The organism is Achromobacter sp. JCM 18799, from assembly GCF_055395645.1.
Genome location: NZ_AP043866.1, coordinates 1,725,195 through 1,742,977, shown reverse-complemented (window position 1 = coordinate 1,742,977; position 17,783 = coordinate 1,725,195). Strand labels below are relative to the sequence as shown.

Sequence of the window (17,783 nt, the reverse complement as noted above, 5' to 3'; positions counted from 1 at the left end):
GGAAGGCGGGTTATCAAGATGCGCGAAACGAGCCGTGTCCCGCGTAGGCGGCGGCCACGATGGCGGCGATGCCGTCCTGGTCCAGCGGGCGCGGGTTGTTCGTGACCAGGCGCGCGGCCAGCATGGACTGCGCGGCGATCCATTCGAGCTGGTCGGCGCGCACGCCCAGTCCGGCCAGCGTCGCAGGGATGCCGATGCGCGAGAACAGGTCATACACATGGCGCGGCGCGCGGGCGGCGAGGCGCGCGGGATCGGTTTCCGTGTCCCCCATCGCCGTAGCGATGGCCGCATAGTCGGCGCTGCAGGCCGTTGCGTTGAAATCCATGACATAGGGCATCAGGGTTGCCACGCCCGCGCCGTGCGCCGTGTGCGTCAGCGCGCCGATCGGGTACTGGATGGCGTGCGCCGCCGCGGTGCCCGCCACGCCGAAGGCCAGGCCAGCGGCCAGCGCCGCGGCCATGACCTGGCCCCTGGCATGAAGGTCGGCGCCGTCGTCGACGGCGCGGGGCAGATAGGACGCGAGCGCGCGGATGGCAATCAGCGCCTGCTGGTCGCTGAAGGCGTTCTTGCCGACGAATACGCGGGTCTGCGCAATGTCGGCATCCGGACTGCGGCGGACCGCGGTCAGGGCCTCGATGGCATGGGTCAAGGCGTCGGCGCCGGCGATGGCGGTCAGTCCCTTGGGGCAGGTCAGCGTCAGTTCAGGATCGCAGATGGCGGTGTGGGGAATCAGGTGCGGACTGGAGACGCCCACCTTCAGATCACGGGCGCTATCGGCCAGCACGGCGACTGGCGTGACCTCGGAGCCCGTGCCCGATGTGGTGGGCAGCGCGATCACGGGTAACACCGGGCCAGGCACCTTGTATTCACCGTAGTAATCGGAGGCCTTCCCGCCATGCGTCAGCAACAGGCTGACCAGCTTGGCCATGTCCAGGCAACTGCCGCCACCCAGTCCGACGATTACCTGTGGTTGGAACGCGCCGTGCGCTGCCACGCATTCGTAGACGCCCTCGACGGGCAGGTCCGGCTGGGTGCGGTCGTACACCTGGACGCGCACGCCGGCGCTTTCCAGCGTGGCCAGCAGTTCGGACATTTCCGCCGTGGCGGCGAAGCGCTCGTCGGTGCAGATCAGCGCGCGCTGGCCCAGGGCGGCCGCGACGCGGCCCAGCGCAAGACGCTGGCCGTTGCCAAACAGCACGGCGCGCGGTGCGCGCATGATTCCAAACAATTCATTCATTGTGGATCCTTGAAGGGGAGTCTTGGGAAATTCAGGCGGTGCGTTGCGCGAGATCGAGGATGCGGCGCCAGACCTCGTCGGCCAGTTCCATGCCGCTATCCAGCCGCAGGCGGCGTTCGGTGCGCGCCCGATCGCCTGGCACCGCGACGGGCCGCCCGGGCAGCAGGGCAGGGCAGGCGCGGATGTCATCCAGGTATCTGGTGACGCGGCTGGCAATCCCGCCCGACCCAGCCTCGATCGCGATGAAGACGTCGCCCTTGTTGCATATTTCGCTGGAATCCAGCGTGCCCTTGACGGCATTGCCCAGCGCGGATGCCGTCAGGCTGGCGACCAGGACCTCGAACGCCAGGCCCAGCGCGTAACCCTTGGCTTCACCGAAGGGGGCCAGTGCGCCCGCCTTGGCAGCTTCGGCATCCGTGGTGGGGTTGCCGGCGCCGTCGAGCGCCCAGCCCGGATCGAGCGGCCGGCCATGGTTGGCGTAGTCGTGGATCTTGCCCATGGCGACCTGGCTGGTGGCCATGTCCAGCACGAACGGTTCGTCCGCGGTGGGCACGCCGATGGCGATAGGATTGGTGCCGATCAGGGCGTGGCGGCCGCCCCAGGGATGGACCAGGGCCTCGCTGGTCGACAGGGCCAAAAGGATCTGGCCTTCGCGCGCCGCTCTTTCCGCGTAGAGCGCCAGCATGCCGATATGGTTGTTGTTGCTGACCGCGGCGATGGCGATTCCCGTCTCGCGGGCGCGTTCGCGGATCTGCTCCAGGGCTGCCAGCGCGATCACCGGACCCAGGCCGCGCTCGCCATCCATGTCCAGGAAGGCTGGGGAGCGCCAGACGGCCGTGCCGCGGGTCTTCGGGTCGGCCACGCCGTTGTGGATGCGTTCGATGATGCGCGGCAGGCGCAACAGGCCGTGGGACGCGCGGCCGCGCAATTCGGCTTCAAGCAGCAGGTCGGTCTGCGTCGCGGCGTGGTCGGCCGGGGTTCCGGCCAGTTCCAGTGCGCGGATGCAGACCTGCCGTGCCTCCCCCATTTTTATCGTTGTCGTCATAGTGTCGTTAAGTTGTTAAATCCGATCGGATCTGAAATACGATCTGATTTATGCTAACCTCGTAACAAATTGGACGTCAACACATAGTTGGCAAATCAGGGTGAAACAACCATGACGACACTCTCTCGCGGTTCCGCAGCCGTACTCTCGACCCTGCCCGCGGCCGGCCAGCGCCTGGGCGAGCGCGTGCGGTCGTTGGGCGATGAGGTCTATGAAACGCTGCTGTCGCAGCTCATTTCCCTGAAGATCGCGCCCGGCATGCGTATCGCGGTCGATGCGCTGGTGCGTGAGCTAGGCGTCTCGCAAACGCCGATACGCGCCGCGCTGATCCGGCTTGAAACCGAAGGGCTGGTGGTCAAGACGCATCACGTGGGATACAGCGCGGCGCCCATGCCTACGCGCAGGCGTTTCGAGCAGATGTACGAATTGCGTTTGCAGCTGGAGCCATTCGGGGCAGGGCTGGCGGCGCAACGCATGACGGACGCGTCACTGCAGGAACTGGCGGCGCTGTCTGCGGCGATGAGCGCCCCGAGCGCCGATGACGCGCGCGTGGCCTATGGCAAATTCGCCGTGCTGGACGCGCAGTTCCACTCCTGGATCGCGGAACAGAGCGGCAATGAGCTGCTTGCCGAAGCGCTGGCCCGGTTGTATGCGCATACCCATCTGTTCCGGCTGCGTTTTCACTCGCGGGTTACGGAAGAAGCCGTGACCGAGCACGCGCGCATCGTGCGGGCGCTGAACGAGCGTGACGCTGAAGGCGCGCAGGATGCCATGCGCGACCACATCCTCAGGTCGCGCGAGCGCATGGCGCCGTACTTCGAAATGTTGGATTAGCGCGCGGCGGGTCCGGGCGCTTGTCCGCCCAGGCTGATGCCGTCCCGTATCTTGCGGAACGCGGGCAGGGCTGCCGGCATGTCTTCGCTTGCCACTGTGCAGCGCATGGCCACGCGCAGCGTCGCCGTATCCACCAGCGCGTTGTACTCCCGCAGGCGGGTGCCATCCGGCCGGGCGCCTGCGGGCGCGACATAGTCGATGCCCTTGGCGCCTTGCAACTCAAAGCCGCTGCGCTGCTCGGGCGATTCGCCCTGCGCGGCCAGGATCGCCTCGGCCGCGGCCATGCGCTCGGCGGCAGAGGGCGGCGCTTCGGCGCCGGGATGCGTCTTCAGCGATTTGCGCGGCGTGCTGAAGCCGATGCCGCACAGGTAGCCGGCCGCATCCGGGACTTGCGGCGCGCCGTTGGCGCGGACGATCTCGACCAGCACGTCGAATTCGTCGGACTTGCCGTGCTTCACGATCCGATATGCCGCCGGCACCGCTACGCCGAATCCGCGCGTCCGGTCGGCATAGCGGCGCTCGGCGTCGCTGGCGGGCTCGTCGATCATCTGGAACCGCACCGGCAGCATCAGGATTTGCCTGTCGGCGCGCATGTCGCTGGTGAAGGCGGGCAGCGGGCTGGCGCGCCGGACCATGCGGACCGCGGCCTTGTCGACGGCGACATAGCCCGAGGAACTGGCCAGGTCCACCGCCTCGATCTTGCCGTCCCGCAGGACGGTGAGGCGCAGGCGCAGGCTTAGGGGACCGTCAAGTTCGTACGCCTCCGAGGGCATTTCCAGATGGCTCTGCAGCTTGCGCATTGCGCCGGTGGTCCACTCGGCCTGATTGGCGGGGGCGGCGGCTGAAACCGCCGTGGACGCGCACAAGGCGATCGCGGCCATGGCGCAGGCGCGTATCGGCCAGTTCATGTGGGCAAGTCTCCTGGGGATGCGGCGCCCGCCGGCTGGGCGCACCGGCGCAGCATAACCCGGACGCGCACGCTTCAGCGCTGCCCCGACGCCAGCTCATCGAACAGCAGATCGCCGCCCATCTGCCCGCCCTTGAGCATCAGCTCGATGCCGTCTGTCACGGGGTCGTCGCTGCGGGTCAGGCTGACCGTCACGCCCGGCGCCAGCACGCAGCGGAACGCCAGGCCCCAGACGCCCAGGGCCAGGGTGGCCTGGCTGGAGGTATCGCCGCCGGCGATGCCGATGCGCGACAGGCGCGCGCCGGCTTGCGCGCTGGCGCGCACGATGTCCGCCACCAGTTGGCCGGTGGCGCGGGCGGTTGCAGCGGTCTGATGTGGGGCGAGGGGCTGGGCGGGCCGGTCGGTGTGCGCCAGTACGTTGCGGCCCTGTGCCAGCGTGGCGGCGGCCAGCTGCGCCTGTTGCGCGGCATAGGCAGGGTCCCGCAAGAGCCGTTCCGCCTGCAGCGGCTGGCGCTGGTATTGCCGGCACGCGGCGATCTGCCTGGCCGTGACCGGAGACAGGCTGCCGGCGACCGCCAGCACCGGACCCGAGGCCGCTTGCAGCGGCGCGGCCGCGGCGCTTGTGCCGCCGGTTGGCATGGCGCGGGCCAGCGCCTGCTGCACGCTGCTGGGGCCGACCGCCAGCAGCGGCAGGCAGGACGCCGCGCGCCAGATGAGGCGGCCGATGATGGCCAGCTGTTCTTCGTCGACCAGATCCAGCAGCAGCGGCCCGTCGGTACTGTCGATGACCTGGTTCATCCAGTCGTCCAGCAGCGGCGCATCCGCCGCCCGCCGCAGGCGCGGGTAGGCCGTGTGCGGCAAGGAGCGGATGTCCGCCAAGCCCTGCGCCGCCAGGTGCAGGCGCAGGTCGGCCTCGTGCATGGGGGTGACGGGATGCGCGCTCATGACCGGATGGCGGTCGATGCGGTGGATCTCGGGCGCGGACCCCGCGCGCGCGAACAGCTGGGCGAAGCTGCAATAGCGGCCGATGCTGGGCTGCCCGCCCACGATAGGCACCAGCGGGTTGGGCATGTGGCGGCGCAGCTCGCGCACGGCTGCGCCGATGCTGCCCACATGCGGCGCGCTGTCGAAGGTGGAGCAGCATTTGTAGTGCAGCACGCGCACGCCCGCGCCCGCCATGTAGCGGCCCACGGCGCGCAGTTCGGCCTGCATGTCGGCCGGCGCCATGCCGCGCGCCGCGCCCGCGATGCCGATGGCGTCCAGCGGCCCGGCGCGCTCCAGTTGTTCCTGCGTGGGCACGCCCAGGAACAGCAGGCTGCGCAGGCCGGCGCGGGCGGTTTCGGCCAGCGTGTCGGTGGCGCCGGTGAAGTCGTCGCCGTACCAGCCCAGCCGCGGCCGCGTTTCTTCTTGCACCGCTGAATTCATGCGCGGCCGCCGAAGCGTTCGATGGCGCGGCGCAGTTCCGGCGCGTTGCGCGCGTAGTCTTCCAGGCGCTCGCCGTCGCGCATGGCCTGCCAGGCCTGGCGGATGCTGAGCACGCCCGCGGCGGGGCCGTCCGGGTGGGCGAGGATGCCGCCGCCGGACATGAACAGCAGATCGTCGCTGCGCACGGCGGCCCAGGTGGCGGGCACGGTGCCGGCCCATTGTCCGGACGAGAATGCCGGCATGACGGGGTCGTCGATTCCGGGGGTCAGCGAGGCCAGGCAGTCGCGCGCCGACTCGACGACTTCGGCGTCTTCCTGGGCGAACTTGCCCTGCAGGCCGTGCACGTGCATATGGTCCATGCCGGCCAGTCGCCATAGCGTCTGGTAGGCCTGGAAGCCCACGCCCAGCAAGGGGTCACGAGACAGCGCGCCGTAGCCGTTGCGATGCCCATGCAGCGCCAGCGGCGTGCTGCGGCGCAGGGTCTGGATGGCCGAGTAGCCGCAATGGTTCAGGCTGGCCATGACGCAGGTGCCGCCTTCGCGTTCAATCAGGTCTGCGTGGCGGCGCATGGCGTCGGTTTCGTCGCTGATGTTGAACGCCACCATGACCTGGCGCCCGGTGCGTTCGCGGTGCGCGCGCACCACCGCCATGACGGCGGCGACGCGCTGGGCCAGCGGCGCGTGGGCGGGGTTGGCGCAGACCTCGTCGTCCTTGATGAAGTCCACGCCCGCGGCGCATAGCTGGGCCGCCAGATGCGCGGTCTGTTCGGGCGACAGGCCGACGTTGGGCTTGATGATGGTGCCTATCAGCGGACCGTGGGCGACGCCGGTCAGTTGGCGCGTGCCGGCGATGCCCGCGCGCGGCATGTCGAACTGGGCGCGGTAGTTGGCCGGCAGCTCCATGCTTTCCAGGCGCAGCCCGGTGACTTCGCCCAGGTCGTACAGGTTGCCGCCTACCGTGGCAGCCAGCGTCGGCAGGTTGGCGCCGACGTTGGCGACGGGAAAGGCGATGCGCACGCGGGCGCGCTGGTAGCGGCCGGGCATGCCGCCCGGCTGGCGAGCCAGCCAGGCGTTGGGCAGGCTGGGCGCGGACACGGATTCCAGGGGCTCGATGGACTCGATGCGCGCGCGGGCACGGGCGCGCAGCTCGTCGGTTTCGCCCTGCACCCGGGTAAAGGTGCCGCAGGATTGCTCGCCGGCCATGATCTCCGCGACCTTTGCGGGGTCCAGCGGGGTTTCGATCAGGTAGGTGGCGCTAAACGATTGGGAATTCATGGCGGCGGTGGCGGGTAAGGGAATCAGATCCGGTTGAGGTCGGGAAAGGGGCGCACGGGGTCCTTGCCGTCCCAATCGCGGGCGCTGTCGCGGATCAGGTCGAACAGGCGGCCCTTGGGACCGGCGACTTCGGACAGTTCGATCACGGTGCCCGGGTGGTACTCGGTGTCGAAGTAGATGAAGCGGCCTTTCTCGCCCACTTCGCCGCTCATCTTGGGCTTGAAGCCCTGCGCCAGCAGGCGCTCCAGGTCGGCGTCGTAGCTTTCGGTCCAGTAGGCCACGTGCTGCAGCCCGGTGCGGCCGGCCTGCAGGAAGTCGCGGTACATGGAGGGCACGTCGTTGCGGGTCTGGATCAGTTCGACCTGCACGAAGCCGGAGTTGGCCAGCGCCACCGAGTTGTGCGGTTCGTGGCGCGCGCCGTCGTACTGGTAGTTGACGATGGGCACGCGCGGGTTGTAGTACCAGGGGCCCACGCCCAGCGTGCTGCTCCAGTAGTCCATGGCGGCTTCGATGTCGTGCACCACATAACCGAGTTGGCGGATTTCGCCCAGGAAACGACTCATGATGGATTCTTTGCGGGAGAGGTTTGAGGATGTCGGGAGGATGCGGCCCGCTGCGGGCCGCTGACCTCACAGGAAACCGATGGAGAACCAGGGGAAGGCGGCGACGATCACCAGGCCCACCAGCAGCGCGGCGACGTAGCCCCAGATCGGGCCGATGCCTTCGTTGGGATCGACGCGGCTGATGGCGCAGGCGCCGTAGTAGCCCACGCCGAAGGGCGGCGCGAACAGGCCTATGCCCATGGCGAAGATCACGACCATGGCGTAGTGCACCTCATGCACGCCGGCCTGCGCCGCGATCGGGAACAGCAGCGGGCCGAACAGCACGATGGCGGGTATGCCTTCCAGCACGCTGCCGAGGATGATGAAGGCCACGATGGACACGGCCAGGAAGCCGTAGCTGCCGCCGGGCATGCCGGCCATCAGCTTTGCCAGGTCGCCGGAGAAGCCGGACTGCGTCAGCGCCCAGGCCATGGCCGTGGCGCAGCCCACGATCAGCATGATGGCGCCCGACAACGAGGCGGTCTCGATCAGCATGGGCTTCAAGCGGGCCCAGTCGAAGCGCCGGTAGATCAGCAGGCCGACCACGGCCGAGTACACGATGCCTATGGTCGAGACCTCGGTGGCGGTGGCCACGCCTTCGACCACCGCGGCGCGGATCACGAAGGGCAGGGCCACGGCGGGCAGGGCAATGACGAAGAAGCGTCCGATCTCGCGGGCGCTGAAGCGCTGCGCCAGGCTCAGGTCTTCCTTGCGGTAACGCCACCACACCACCGAGCACAGGGCCAGGCCCAGCACCACGGCCGGCAGCAGCCCGCCGGTGAAGAGCGCGGCGATGGACACGCCCGTCACCGAGCCGATGGTGATGAGCACGATGGACGGCGGAATGGTCTCGGTCTGCGCGCCGGTGGCGGACAGCAGCGCCACCAGGTCGCCGGGCTTGGCGCCGCGCTTCTGCATTTCCGGGAACAGCACGGGCGCGATGGCCGCCATGTCGGCGATCTTGGAACCCGAGATGCCGGACACCAGGTACATCGCGCCGATCAGCACGTAGGACAGCCCGCCGCGCACGTGGCCCAGCAGGCTGGCCAGGAACTGGATCATGGCGCGCGCCATGCCGGTCATCTCGATCAGCGAACCCAGGAAGATGAAGAGCGGCACCGCCAGCAGCATCAGGTGCGACATGCCCTCGTCCAGCCGGCCCACCATCACCACCATGGGCGTGTTGGTGGTCAGGGCCAGGTAGGAGAACGTGGCCAGCGCAAACGAGAACGCGATGGGCACGCCCGAGAACACCGTGGCGGCGACGATGCCCACGAAGAAGATCAGCAGGTTCAGCTTGCCCAGCGTGGCGAAGAGGGGCTGCGCCACCCAGAACAGCGCGACCACGGCCGCGGCTCCCGCCAGCGCCGCCAGCATCTGCGGCGCGGTCTGGGTGCGCAGGAGGCGCAGCAGCGCCACCACCGCCATCAGCCCCATGCCCACCGGAATCGCGGCGGCGCGCCAGGCGTTGCTCAGCTCCAGCGCGGGCGTGATGATGAAGTGTTCTTCATGCGCGTATTCCACGGCGGGCGCCAGGATCAGCGCCAGGAAGGCCAGCGACGCGGCCAGCGCCAGCGTTTCCAGCTGGGCGCGGCGCGCCGGGCTGACGTTGTTGACCAGCGCCGTCATCCGCATGTGTTCGCCGCGCCGCAGGGCGACCACCGCGCCCAGCATCGACAGCCACAGGAACAGGATGGATGCCAGTTCGTCGGACCAGACCAGCGGGCTGTGCAAGGCGTAGCGCGCCACCACGCCGGCGAACAGCACCGCGATCTCGACCAGCACGATGGCCGCGGCCACGTGTTCGACCACGCTGCCCAGCAGCGCGTCGAGCGCGCCGGCGGCGCGGCGCAAGGGGTGGGCCGGCAGCGCCTGCGGCGCGGCGTGGGGAGCGGACAGGGAGGACATGGCGCGTCCTCAGGCCAGCTTGCCGACGGCCTGCTCCAGCAGGGTCCAGGCCTCGTTGCCGAAGCGGCCCTGCCATTCCTTGTAGAAGCCTGCCGCGCGCAATTGCTCGCGGAAGCTGTCTGCCGACGGCTGGTTGAACAGCAGTCCCTTGCCCTCCAGGTCCGACTGCACCGAGGCGTTGAGCTTCTTGATGTCTTCGCGCTGGGCCAGGCCGGCCTCGTTGATGCCGCGCGCCACGACGGTCTTCAGGTCTTGCGGCAGGCCTTCCCACATGCGGCCGTTGGCGATGAACCAATAGCCGTCCCAGATGTGGTTGGTGAGCGAGCAGTACTTCTGCACTTCGTACAGCTTGGCTACCTGGATGATGGGCAGCGGGTTCTCCTGCGCATCCACCACCTTGGTCTGCAACGACGAATAGACCTCGCTGAACTGCAGGCTGGCAGGGGCGGCGCCCAGGCCCTTGAACATGGAGATCGGCAGCGAGCTGACCGGCACGCGGATCTTCAGACCTTCCATGTCGGCGGCGGACTTGACCGGCGCCTTGCTGCTGGTGGTCTGGCGAAAGCCGTTGTCCCACATTTTTTCGAAGGCGTAGAGGCGGCGCTGCGCGATGGCGGCGCGCACGTGGGCGCCAAGCGCGCCGTCCATGGCGCTCCAGACCTGGTTGTAGTCCTTGAAGGCGAAGCCTACGGCGTTGATCGCCGCGACCGGCACCAGGGTCGCGATGACCAGCGCGGACGGGGTGAAGAAGTCGATGCCGCCCGAGCGCACCTGGGCCAGCATGTCGGTGTCCCCGCCCAATTGGTTGTTCGGGAAGATCTTGATGTCCACGCGGCCGTTGCTTTCCTTGAGGATGCGTTCGGCGGCCTCCTGGGCGCGGATGTTCAGCGGGTGCGTGACCGGCAGGTTGTTGCCGTATTTGAGCGTGTAGTCGGCGGCGCGGGCGATCAGCGGAAAGCCCGAGGTCAGGGCGACGGCGGGAACCGCGCAAAGGCGGCGCAGGGCGCTACGGCGTGTCAGCAGCTTCATGCTTGTCTCCATAATCTTGGTTATGATGTTTTTTGATGTGCCACAACAGCGCCAGTACCATGCGGCAGACTGGACAATAGTGAATCGTTGCCGACATCGTCAAACCTGATTAATGATGGATTTTGATGTGAATCGAACGCCTCCCGAACGCAAGCTGGCACGCCTGGCCGATGTGGCGGAGCGCGCTGGAGTGTCGACCGCGACCGCCGACCGGGTCCTGAATCGCAGGCCGGGCGTGCGCGCCAGCACCGCCCAGAAAGTCTTCAAGGCGGCCATCGAGCTGGATTACCTGCCGGAGCAGGAGGTCCGCGCGGCCGCGGCGCCCGAACCCTTGCGGCTGGTGTTCCTGCTGCCGCGAGGCAGCAACCGCTACTTGCGCATGCTGGGCGACACCGTCAGCTATGCGCAGGAGCACTTCGCGCCGCTCAACGCCAGGTGCCAGGTCGAGTACGTGGAGAGCTTCAATCCGGACGCGCTGGCGCAGGCGCTGGCCAAGCATGGCAAGCGCGCCGACGGCATTGCGTTCATGGCGCTGGAGCACCCCGCGGTGCGCGAGGCGGTCAACCTGCTGGCGCAGCAGGGCGTGCCGGCGGTGACGCTGATCTCCGACCTGGCCAACAGCGCCCGCGTGGCCTATGTGGGCCTGGACAACCGCGCCGCCGGGCGCACCGCGGGCTACCTGATCGCGCGCTTCATCGGGTCGCGCGCGGCGCACGTGGCGCTGATCGCCGGGTCGCGCCACTACCGCGCCCACGAAGAGCGCGAAGGCGGCTTCCTGCAGCTGTACGCCGAACAGTTCCAGGCCATGCAGGTGGTGGACCTGCGCGAAGGCTACGACGACGCGCAGCGCAACTACGAACAGACCCGCCAACTGCTGGAGCAATATCCGCAGTTGGCCGGCATCTACAACATCGGCGGCGCGTCCGACGGCGTGGCGCGCGCGCTGAAGGAAGCCGGGCAGCAGCACCGGGTGGTCTTCATCGGCCACGGCCTCACGCCCGACACCCGCGCGCTGCTGATCGACGGCACCATGGACGCGGTCATCACGCAAAGCCCGATGGAGGCGCTGATGAGCTGCGTGCGCATCTTCTGCAACCTGCGCGACAAGCGCAGCCCGATGAACGGGGTGGAACTGGCGCGCAGCCAGGTGATCTTCCGGGAAAACCTGCCCTAGGCGGAGGAGTCGGGAGTAACCCTGACTGCGGGCGCGTTATGCAAACTATGCATAAGCCCGCCGGGCGCGGTCCCTATACTGCCTCGCATTCACTCTGACGGCGCGGCGGTTGCAATGGATCTACGTTGGTTCCAGGATTTCCTGACCTTGGCGGAATGCGGGCAGTTCACCACGGCGGCCGAGCTGCGGCATGTGTCGCAGTCGGCGTTCAGCCGCCGCATCCAGTCCCTGGAAACCTGGGCGGGCGCGGCGCTGATCGATCGGGGCTGCTTTCCCTTGCGGCTGACGGTGGCGGGCGAGCAATTCCGTTCCAATGCCGCCGAGATCGTGCGCAAGGTGGTGGATGCGCGCGGCGAGGCCAGCGTCACCGGCCATGACGGCGCGGTCCTCAGGGTGGCGATGCCGCATTGCCTGGCGACCTCGCACTTCCCGGGTTGGTGCGTCCGCTGGAAGGAAGAGAGCGGGGTCGAGTCGCTGCGCCTGCATGTGGGCAATGTGCACGATTCGGTCGAGTGGCTGGCGGCCGGCGTGGTGGACTTGCTGGTGTGCTTTCGCCACGCCGCGGAAGACATACAGCTGGATCCGCAAGCCTATATGCGGACCGGCATGGAACCCGACTTCCTGCGCCTGTTCCGCCCCGCCGCGATGCCGGTGGACGAAACCGCGCTGTACGACGCCGATTCCCAGGCGCGTTACCCCTATGTGTCGCATGCCCAGGGCGCCTATTTCCGGCGGCTGGTAGACCTGTCTTGCGGCGACCTGTTGCAACGTCCCGTCCTGCAGCGCGTCTGCGAAACCGATTTCGTGGACGGCGCGCGCACGCTGGTCAGCGCCGGCGTCGGGCTGGCGTGGCTGCCCGAGTCCAGCGCCCGGGCGTCGGTGGACGCGGGAGAGATCGTAGCGATCAAGGACCGGCGCTGCGCCGTCCCGATGCAGATCTGCATGTATGCGCGCCGCCAGGGGCCGGCCCAGGAGCCGGTGCAGCGCGTGTTCAACCTGTATACCCAACGTTGACTGGCCGCGCCCGCCACTCCCGCCACGGGCGGGAGACGGGCGCGCTCGGCGGCGAGTCCTGCGCAGCACCCCACAAGTACATGAATCCCAAGGAGAAAAGCATGGCACTTTCCATCAAGGCATTGATCGCGGCATTGACGGTTGCAATGGCGGGCCCCGTCGCGGCCCAGCAGCTCGACGGCACGCTGAAGAAGGTCGCTGACACCGGCGCGATCACCATCGGCCATCGCGAGACCTCGATTCCGTTTTCCTATTACGACGGCAACCAGAAACCCGTCGGCTACTCCATCGACATCTGCAATCGCATCGTCAGCGCGGTGCAGGCCCGTCTGAAGCGCAGCGACATCCAGGTCAAATACCTGCCCGTCACCTCCGCCACGCGCATTCCGCTGATGGGCAACGGCACCATAGACCTGGAGTGCGCCTCGACCTCCAACACGCTGGACCGCCAGCAGCAGGTGGCGTTCTCGGTCACGACCTTCGTCACCGGCAACCGGTTCCTCAGCCAGAAGTCGTCCAAGTTGCGTTCCATCGACGACCTGAAGGGCAAGGTGGTGGCGTCGACCTCCGGGACCGCGAACATCCGTCAGATCAACGAGCTGAATGAAACGCGGGGCTTGGGCATGCGCATCGTGCCCGTGAAGGAGCACGCGGAAGGCTTTCTGATGGTGGAGACCGGCCGCGCCGCCGCCTTCGTGATGGATGACATCCTGCTGTACGGCCTGATCGCCAACGCCAAGCAGCCCGACCGTTACGAGGTGTCCGACGAGTCCCTGTCGATCGAGCCCTACGCCATCATGCTGCGCCGCGACGATCCGCAGTTCAAGGCGCTGGTGGACGACACCATCAAGGCGCTCTATGCCAGCGGCGAGTTCCAGGCCCTGTACGACCGTTGGTACCGCAGCCCGCTGCCGCCCAAGGGCATCAACCTGAACGTGGCGATGAGCGAGGCGCTCAAGCGCGTGGTCGCCACTCCCACCGACTCGGGCGATCCGGCCGCCTACCGCTAGGCCCGGAACCTGCCGCAATACGCCGATGCGCGGCCCCGCCCCGGGGCCGGGACCGCGCGCGGCCTGATCATCGAGAAAAGCATGGCATATCAATGGAACTGGGGCGTGCTGCTGGCCCCGTCGCCCGATGGCGGGCAAACCTATCTGCAAACCCTGCTGGATGGATTGAGCGTGACGGTCAAGACGGCGGCGCTGGCGTGGCTGATCGCGCTGGCGCTGGGCCTGGCGGTCGGCGTGGCGCGCACGCTGCCGTATCGCGGGGTGCGCGCGGCGGCGGCCGTCTACGTGGAAGTGTTCCGGAACATCCCGCTGATCGTGCAGATGTTCCTGTGGTACTTCGTCTTGCCGGAACTGCTGCCGACGGCGGCGGGAGACTGGATCAAGCAACTGCCCGACGCGTCCTTCTACACGGCGGCGCTGGCCATCGGCATGTATATGTCGGCGCGCATCGGCGAACAGCTGCGCGCCGGGATTGAAGCGCTGCCGAAGGGGCAGCGCAACGCGGGCCTGGCGCTGGGGCTGACCCTGCCCCAGCTGTACTGGCACGTGCTGTTGCCGAATGCGCTGCGCACGGTCCTGCCCACCATGACGTCGGACTGCCTGAACACCATCAAGAACACCTCGGTGGCGCTGACCATCGGGCTGGCGGAACTGACCGCCCAGGCCCATGCGATGCAGGAGTTTTCGTTCCAGGTGTTCGAGGCGTTCCTGACCGCGACCATGGCCTATCTGGCGCTCAACCTGATTGTGATCGTGGTGATGCGGGCGCTCGAATACAAGTTGCGCATTCCGGGGCGCGCGGTCGGCGGGCGCGCGGCGAAAGGGGGCAGGGCATGACGGATTTCGACCTGCAAGCCATCGTTGACGCGTTGCCGTACCTGATCCTGTCGGGCCTGCGTTTTACCCTGCTGCTGACCTTCACGTCGACCGTGGGCGGCGTGCTGCTGGGCACCTTGCTGGCGATTGCGCGGCTGTATGGCGGCCGCCTGCTGGCGTGGCCCGCCACGGTGTATGTGAACCTGTTCCGCTCGCTGCCGCTGGTGCTGGTGATCTTCCTGATCTACTTCATCCTGCCGTATGCCCTGCAGGCGCTCACGGGGGCTGAGCGGCCCATCGTGCTGGGGGCCATGGGGTCGGCGTTCATCACCTTCATCCTGTTCGAAGCCGCGTATTTTTCCGAAATCATCCGGGCCGGGGTCGGGAGCGTGGGGCCAGGCCAGTATGCCGCCGGCAGCGCCCTGGGCCTCACGCATGCGCAAGTGCTGCGCAAGGTGATCCTGCCGCAGGCGTTTCGCAACATGCTGCCGGTGCTGCTGACCCAGGTGATTGTCATCTTCCAGGAAACGGCGCTGGTCTACGTCCTGTCGCTCACGGATTTTCTGGGGGCCGCGACCAAGATCGCGCAGCGCGACAACCGCCTGGTGGAAATGTACATGCTGGTGGCGCTGGTGTTTTTCGTGATCTCGTTCACCGCCTCGCGCGGCGTGCGGGCGCTGCGCGCCCGGATCGGGGCCTGAAGCTGTTTCCATGAGGAGTCTACATACATGATCGAGATCGAACAGGTCGGCAAGCGCTACGGCGATCTGCCGGTGCTCAAGCAATGCTCGCTGCGCGTGCAGCGCGGCGAGGTCGTGGTGGTCTGCGGGCCGTCCGGGTCGGGCAAGTCCACGCTGATCAAGTGCGTGAACCGTCTGGAACCTTTCGATGCGGGCCGCATCGTGGTCGACGGCACCGACGTCGGCGCGCCCGGCACGGATCTGCCCAAGCTGCGCGCCCGCGTCGGCATGGTGTTCCAGCATTTCGAGCTGTTCCCCCATCTGACGGTGCTGGAGAACGTCTGCCTGGGGCAGGTCAGCGTGCTGGGCCGCAGCCGCGCGCAAGCGCTGGAGAAGGCGGCCGCGCTGCTGGAACGCGTCGGCGTGGCGGCGCATGGCGGCAAGCACCCGGGACAGCTATCGGGCGGGCAGCAGCAGCGGGTCGCGATTGCGCGGGCGCTGGCCATGGACCCGGTGGTGATGCTGTTCGACGAGCCGACCTCGGCGCTGGACCCGGAAATGATCGGTGAAGTGCTGGACGTGATGACGGGGCTGGCGCGCGACGGCATGACCATGATGGTCGTCACGCATGAAATGGGATTCGCGCGCCGCGTCGCCGACCGCGTCGTGTTCATGGAGTCCGGCGAGATCGTCGACGATGCCAGCGCCGAGGCGTTCTTCGGCAACGCCGCGTCGGCGCGTTCGCGAGCTTTCCTGTCCCGCATCATCAGCCACTGATTTCCTTCACTCCCCCTAGGCATCCATGTCTTCCATTTTCCATATCAACGGCAATCTTGTTCCGGCCGAGCAGGCCGTCATCCCGGCGCTGGACCGGGGCTTTCTTTTCGGCGACGGCGTCTATGAGGTGATCGCGGTGATCGACGGCCTGCTGCTGGAGTTCGAGCGGCACGCCGCCCGCCTGGCGCGCAGCCTGGCCGAAGTCGGCATCCGCAATCCGCTGCCGCGCGACACGCTGCTGGCGCGTTGCCGCGAACTGGTGCTGCGCAACGGCCTGCGCGAAGGGTCCGTCTATGTGCAGGTGACGCGCGGCACGGACAGCAAGCGCGATTTCGCCTTTCCCGCCGACGTCGAGCCCACCGTGATGATGTACGTCAGCGAGAAGTCCTTGCGCGTCAATCCGCTGGCGGAATCTGGCGTGCGGGTGGCCAGCGTGCCGGACATGCGCTGGCAGCGGCGCGACATCAAGAGCGTGTCGCTGATCGCCCAGGTGCTGGCCAAGCAGGCCGCGCAGGCCTCGGGCGCGTTCGAGGCGTTGATGGTCGATGCCGACGGTGTGGTGACGGAAGGCGCCTCGTCGAGCGCGCTGCTGGTCGACGCGCAAGGACGGATCGTGGTGCGGCCCTTGTCGCGCGAGATACTGCCGGGCTGCACGCGCGCGGCGGTGCTGGCGCTGGCCGCCAAGCGCGGGGTGGCGGTGGAGGAGCGCAAGTTCACGCTGGACGAATGCCGGCGGGCGACGGAGCTGGTGTTGACGTCGGCGCTGCATTTCGTGCTGCCGGTCATCGAGCTGGACGGCCAGCGCGTCGGCACGGGTCAGCCCGGACCCGTGTGCCGCGAGCTGCGGCAGCTCTACATGGAGTACGCGCTGGCTTCCGCGCTGTAGCGGCGCGCGAGCCAGGGCGGGCGTATGATTCCGCATAAGGGCTCGCACCCCGTCCGGCAATGGCCGGCACGCCATTGCCTATCTCATCGTATGGTTGGTCTACATCGGCCGCCCGGGCCATTCCGCGGGCGGCCGTGAAGGCGTTGCGCCATGGATCGCTTCCCGTCCGCTGTCCGCGTGGATGGCCCGGACCGGCCCAAGCCAGGCATCAAGGTCCGGTCACCGGCGCGTCACCACGATCTCCAGGTATTCGCTGGGTACGACCATCGCGCTGTCGCCGGAGCGGTTATACCGGTCTATCTGCACCATGAGATCGCTGGTCAGCGCGGCTTGGGCGGCCGGATCCAATGCGCCAAACGCCTTGAGCAGGGGGCCGTAATAGGTCTTGAAGACCTGCAGCCAGTGTTCCGGGGAGCGGTAACGGAACACGAAGTGGCGGGGCTGGGTCTGGATCGACGAGGCGTGCGGACCGAACATTTCCTCGATGCGCGCGCGGGTGCCCCACAGCGCCGGCGACTTGACGCCGGCGGGCGGCGGCAGATGCTTGCCTATGGTCTTGAAGACCTGGCCGATGAATCCCTCGGGGGTCCAGTTGGCCAGGCCGATCTTGCCGCCGGAGCGGCAGACGCGGACCAGTTCGGCCGCCGCCTGGTCCTGGTCGGGCGTGAACATCACGCCGAAGGTCGAGACGACCGCGTCGAATCCGCCATCCGGGAACGGCAGGGCCTCGGCGTCGGCTTCCTGGAACTCCATTTTCAAGTGCTCGGCGGCGGCGCGTTCGCGGCCGCGGCCCAGCAGCGCCGGCACGTAGTCGGTCGAAACGACATCGCACCAGCGGCGGGCGGCGGCCAGCGAGGCATTGCCGTTGCCAGCGGCGACATCAAGCACCTTCTGTCCGGCGCGGACATCCAGCGATTCGCACAGCTGTTCTCCTACGATCTGCAGCGTGGTGCCGACTACGGCATAGTCCCCGGAAGCCCAGGCGCCTTGCTGGCGTGTCTTCAAGGCGGCCAGGTCGGGCTGCGCGGAATCGCGCACGGGGCTGGTGGCGAGGGAGGAAATGGACATGGTCTGTCTCCGTTAAGGCTCTGTGTATGCGGCAGCGCGCGATACCGGCCTGCCGGGGAATCGCAACCGGCGCCGCGCAGGCTTGCGCGCACCGTGC

17 protein-coding genes are annotated in these 17,783 nt (G+C 68.0%); 8 read left to right on the top strand and 9 right to left on the bottom strand.

Annotated elements, in window-relative coordinates:
* Nucleotides 1–13 precede the first annotated feature (13 nt).
* Together ACZ5YA_RS08255 and ACZ5YA_RS08250 are read right to left on the bottom strand one after the other, a co-directional pair.
* Nucleotides 14–1,237, bottom strand: coding sequence for an iron-containing alcohol dehydrogenase (locus ACZ5YA_RS08255; RefSeq protein WP_464092359.1), 1,224 nt, complete (start codon nt 1,235–1,237; stop codon nt 14–16).
* A gap of 31 nt (nt 1,238–1,268) precedes the next feature.
* Nucleotides 1,269–2,282: an Ldh family oxidoreductase gene (locus tag ACZ5YA_RS08250; RefSeq protein WP_223283248.1), complete on the bottom strand. Its 1,014-nt coding sequence runs from the start codon at nt 2,280–2,282 to the stop codon at nt 1,269–1,271.
* A 111-nt stretch (nt 2,283–2,393) separates the two neighbouring features.
* On the opposite strand from ACZ5YA_RS08250, the gene ACZ5YA_RS08245 reads away from it, so the two are divergent.
* Nucleotides 2,394–3,116 carry a GntR family transcriptional regulator gene (locus ACZ5YA_RS08245; protein ID WP_118934867.1) on the top strand — a complete coding sequence of 241 codons (723 nt, stop codon included), beginning with the start codon at nt 2,394–2,396 and terminating at the stop codon, nt 3,114–3,116.
* Here the strand turns inward: ACZ5YA_RS08245 and ACZ5YA_RS08240 are convergent.
* From ACZ5YA_RS08240 to ACZ5YA_RS08215, 6 genes are all read right to left on the bottom strand, one after another.
* Nucleotides 3,113–4,024 (bottom strand): energy transducer TonB family protein, encoded by a 912-nt coding sequence (locus tag ACZ5YA_RS08240; RefSeq protein ID WP_464092358.1) that lies wholly within the window; start codon nt 4,022–4,024, stop codon nt 3,113–3,115. The genes ACZ5YA_RS08245 and ACZ5YA_RS08240 overlap by 4 nt on opposite strands.
* Nucleotides 4,025–4,098: 74 nt before the next feature.
* Complete coding sequence (locus ACZ5YA_RS08235) at nt 4,099–5,448, bottom strand: four-carbon acid sugar kinase family protein (protein ID WP_464092357.1); 1,350 nt, start codon at nt 5,446–5,448, stop codon at nt 4,099–4,101.
* A complete protein-coding gene (locus ACZ5YA_RS08230; RefSeq protein ID WP_464092356.1) occupies nt 5,445–6,722 on the bottom strand; it encodes a ribulose-bisphosphate carboxylase large subunit family protein in 1,278 nt (425 codons plus the stop codon). Before ACZ5YA_RS08230 ends, ACZ5YA_RS08235 begins: the two co-directional genes overlap by 4 nt.
* A gap of 23 nt (nt 6,723–6,745) precedes the next feature.
* Complete coding sequence (locus ACZ5YA_RS08225) at nt 6,746–7,285, bottom strand: VOC family protein (protein ID WP_059373431.1); 540 nt, start codon at nt 7,283–7,285, stop codon at nt 6,746–6,748.
* Nucleotides 7,286–7,351: 66 nt separating this feature from the next.
* Nucleotides 7,352–9,232 (bottom strand): TRAP transporter large permease, encoded by a 1,881-nt coding sequence (locus ACZ5YA_RS08220; protein ID WP_059373429.1) that lies wholly within the window; start codon nt 9,230–9,232, stop codon nt 7,352–7,354.
* Between the two features lie 9 nt (nt 9,233–9,241).
* The gene (locus ACZ5YA_RS08215; protein ID WP_054456226.1) at nt 9,242–10,261 is read right to left on the bottom strand and encodes a TRAP transporter substrate-binding protein; all 1,020 of its coding nucleotides are present in this window, start codon (nt 10,259–10,261) and stop codon (nt 9,242–9,244) included.
* Between the two features lie 112 nt (nt 10,262–10,373).
* On the opposite strand from ACZ5YA_RS08215, the gene ACZ5YA_RS08210 reads away from it, so the two are divergent.
* From ACZ5YA_RS08210 to ACZ5YA_RS08180, 7 genes are all read left to right on the top strand, one after another.
* Nucleotides 10,374–11,435, top strand: coding sequence for a LacI family DNA-binding transcriptional regulator (locus ACZ5YA_RS08210; protein WP_059373427.1), 1,062 nt, complete (start codon nt 10,374–10,376; stop codon nt 11,433–11,435).
* A gap of 114 nt (nt 11,436–11,549) precedes the next feature.
* Nucleotides 11,550–12,449, top strand: coding sequence for a LysR family transcriptional regulator (locus ACZ5YA_RS08205; RefSeq protein WP_059373425.1), 900 nt, complete (start codon nt 11,550–11,552; stop codon nt 12,447–12,449).
* 101 nt (nt 12,450–12,550) lie between these two features.
* Nucleotides 12,551–13,459, top strand: a complete 909-nt coding sequence (locus tag ACZ5YA_RS08200; RefSeq protein ID WP_251881518.1) for a transporter substrate-binding domain-containing protein — start codon at nt 12,551–12,553, stop codon at nt 13,457–13,459.
* An 81-nt stretch (nt 13,460–13,540) separates the two neighbouring features.
* The gene (locus ACZ5YA_RS08195; protein ID WP_059373422.1) at nt 13,541–14,296 is read left to right on the top strand and encodes an amino acid ABC transporter permease; all 756 of its coding nucleotides are present in this window, start codon (nt 13,541–13,543) and stop codon (nt 14,294–14,296) included.
* Nucleotides 14,293–14,976, top strand: a complete 684-nt coding sequence (locus ACZ5YA_RS08190) for an amino acid ABC transporter permease (protein ID WP_464092355.1) — start codon at nt 14,293–14,295, stop codon at nt 14,974–14,976. Before ACZ5YA_RS08195 ends, ACZ5YA_RS08190 begins: the two co-directional genes overlap by 4 nt.
* A gap of 27 nt (nt 14,977–15,003) precedes the next feature.
* Nucleotides 15,004–15,732, top strand: coding sequence for an amino acid ABC transporter ATP-binding protein (locus tag ACZ5YA_RS08185; RefSeq protein WP_059373418.1), 729 nt, complete (start codon nt 15,004–15,006; stop codon nt 15,730–15,732).
* Nucleotides 15,733–15,757: 25 nt separating this feature from the next.
* The gene (locus tag ACZ5YA_RS08180) at nt 15,758–16,618 is read left to right on the top strand and encodes a D-amino acid aminotransferase (protein WP_251881513.1); all 861 of its coding nucleotides are present in this window, start codon (nt 15,758–15,760) and stop codon (nt 16,616–16,618) included.
* Between the two features lie 219 nt (nt 16,619–16,837).
* On the opposite strand, the gene ACZ5YA_RS08175 is transcribed toward ACZ5YA_RS08180, so the two are convergent.
* On the bottom strand, nt 16,838–17,686 hold the full coding sequence (locus tag ACZ5YA_RS08175) for a class I SAM-dependent methyltransferase (protein ID WP_464092354.1): 849 nt from the start codon (nt 17,684–17,686) through the stop codon (nt 16,838–16,840).
* Nucleotides 17,687–17,783: the final 97 nt, after the last annotated feature.